General features: G+C 38.3%; 4 protein-coding genes. All 4 read right to left on the bottom strand.

Translation table 11 applies throughout. From position 1 onward, the window contains the following. Positions 1-170: 170 nt before the first annotated feature. Positions 171-986, bottom strand: a complete 816-nt coding sequence (locus VNZ46_RS04415) for a Bro-N domain-containing protein (RefSeq protein WP_325558911.1) — start codon at positions 984-986, stop codon at positions 171-173. Positions 987-1,119: 133 nt separating this feature from the next. Then, positions 1,120-1,506 (bottom strand): helix-turn-helix domain-containing protein, encoded by a 387-nt coding sequence (locus VNZ46_RS04410; protein ID WP_325558910.1) that lies wholly within the window; start codon positions 1,504-1,506, stop codon positions 1,120-1,122. Positions 1,507-1,510: 4 nt separating this feature from the next. Next, entirely contained in the window at positions 1,511-1,702 is a 192-nt protein-coding gene (locus VNZ46_RS04405; RefSeq protein WP_325558908.1) for a hypothetical protein, read from the bottom strand. Beyond that, positions 1,699-2,115 (bottom strand): hypothetical protein, encoded by a 417-nt coding sequence (locus tag VNZ46_RS04400; RefSeq protein ID WP_325558907.1) that lies wholly within the window; start codon positions 2,113-2,115, stop codon positions 1,699-1,701. The genes VNZ46_RS04405 and VNZ46_RS04400 overlap by 4 nt, the downstream gene beginning before the upstream one ends. Positions 2,116-2,209: the final 94 nt, after the last annotated feature.

The raw sequence follows: 2,209 nt of genomic DNA, 5'->3' as shown, positions 1-2,209 counted from the left end.
GTTTTAATCATACAGTTTTATTTATGTTTTTTATAGTTGGTTATGAATTATGTGAATTATTAGCAGAATTTTGACAAGTCAAAACAAAGCAAAGCCAGCACAGTACAAAGCACCGCGCTGGTTAATCATTTAATAAAGTTTGTGAGGAAGGATGAAATATTAAGACATTACTATTTCAGTTTCTTTTTAACAGGAGGAAGAAAGTTTTCTTCCGATATGACTTTTTTACCCGTCTTTTCTTCAAGAGCCAATCTGGCATCTTTAGCAATCTTGCCACCTTTTTTACCGGCAACAGCATTTTCTCTTAAACCCTCAGCTTCATCACTCTCCGCAATCTGACGAGTGGAGAGCTCAGCTAAAGCCGTAAATAACAATTCAGCTTCAGACATATGATCACGCAAGTTCTGCCCATCCAAGCCTTTAACTTCTTTGTGCATTTTCACGGACATCCCCGTCCATTCCTGGTGTATGATATTTGTCAAAAAAGCAAACTCATCTCCCTTTTTCACGCCATGTGTTCCCCAATAATCAGTTAATTTATTTCTGGTTTCCTGCCCAGACATTCTCTGTTGAATCCATTTCTCACTTCTACCAGCCTTTTGCCAGTTTTCCCTTGCACGATCTAAACTTTGCTCCGGATCCGACATTTCCTGCATCCGTTCATATCCTACCTTAGCAAGCCACATTTTAAAGGGTTCAGCTTTAGGCGATGGAATAGACTGAATTAACCGAAGCAGCTGTTCGGTATCAGCAACATCCGTGAGATAAAATTTTCCATCACTGGATTGCATTTTCAGTTGGTTACAGTTTGTAACCGACTCATTGCCTTCTTTGATCAATCTATGCTTTAAAACTTTCCAGTAGTTTCTGGCATTTGGGCTTTCAGTTAGCACCCCAACCACATCCACAATACTAAAATACCATTTTTGCTCTTCCTCATTCCAAACAGAACGCACTTGTTTATTTTCAAATAACCTTACACTCATATATCAAAATTCGTATTGTAAATATAACTAATCAATAATTAAAAACTGAAATAAATAGTAAAACTATTTTATTCATCTATTACTCACAAACAATATTTCAAAGAACTTATTGGTATCGGATACCCGATGGTTTTTATTTAAACCCCTTTCTGTAAACCTTAGCCGTCTGGCCATTTCTCTGCTTAAACCACCTGCTGAAATAAGGCAAATCGCTAAACCCCAGCAACTCCGAAATCTCTTTCACCGAATGCTTGGTATACTGCAACAAATACAAAGCCTCCCGGTAAATCCTGTCCTGCAACAACTCATAAACCGATCTCCCCAAATAAGCCTTTGCAAATCTGTTCAAAGCATGAATGCTGGTATCCATTTTAACTGCATACACAGAAATATCCCGATTATACCTGAAATCCAGTTCAATCAAAGACTGCAACACCTTTAATCGCTTAAAGGCCGGAGGCCAGTAGTCTAAATCGAATAGCCTAAAGCACTCTGTATAAGTATTCGTTTCCTGCAACATCCTTTTACTTTTTATTCGGTACCCAGGTACAAGTCACATCCAACAGCTTGTTTTCTATTACATAGATCAGGATGCTCACCGCTGTTTCCTCATCTAAGTCTAAAGCCACTGCTACTTCTGCAAGCCCAAATGATTTTCCTTCCACATGTTCCAGGAAAGCTTTGACCAATTCTTCTGGGATAAAATTCTCTTTCATAAACTGTGTTTTAAAATTCGACGATATACCAGATTCAGTTCCAGGAAGAGGTCTTCCAGCCCTTGGTAAACAATGAGGTGAAAGATGCGGAGTAAACCAGTCCTGATTTCCATCAGGATGGATTGACGTAGGTTCAAAGTAGAGCCTGGATGGCATGGATCTATACCATATTTCTTAAGGATCCCTGAGCTTCTGGATACTAATAAAAAAAGAAACTTTTTAATGACCGACCTTTTATGCTCCAGATCTCCTTTCTGAGATAAGATTATTTCAAAAAGAAAACCAGATAAGCTTTGGTAGGCTTTTTCAGCTCTGATATGCATAGACTCTGGAATATCAATGGCACTATCTGCCAGGATATCCAGCAGCTGAACATATAGGTTTATACAGGGTCTTAATCCTTGTTTTGACATCTTGGTAGAGGTTAAATTAGGAGATTGATGTTTTTTTCATAGGTAGATGTATTTAGGACGAATCAATAATTATTTGCCCGAATAACAGTCTCAG

It is taken from the genome of Pedobacter sp., assembly GCF_035566355.1.
GTDB lineage: Bacteria > Bacteroidota > Bacteroidia > Sphingobacteriales > Sphingobacteriaceae > Pedobacter.
Note: the sequence above shows the minus strand (reverse complement) of the source record. Positions and strands in the feature narration are given on the sequence as shown.

What these genes read in the sequence shown, in the direction of transcription:
- VNZ46_RS04415 (WP_325558911.1), bottom strand. Translation starts at nt 986, where the DNA reads ATGAGTGTAAGGTTATTTGAAAATAAACAAGTGCGTTCTGTTTGGAAT.
- VNZ46_RS04410 (WP_325558910.1), bottom strand. Translation starts at nt 1,506, where the DNA reads ATGTTGCAGGAAACGAATACTTATACAGAGTGCTTTAGGCTATTCGAT.
- VNZ46_RS04405 (WP_325558908.1), bottom strand. Translation starts at nt 1,702, where the DNA reads ATGAAAGAGAATTTTATCCCAGAAGAATTGGTCAAAGCTTTCCTGGAA.
- VNZ46_RS04400 (WP_325558907.1), bottom strand. Translation starts at nt 2,115, where the DNA reads ATGTCAAAACAAGGATTAAGACCCTGTATAAACCTATATGTTCAGCTG.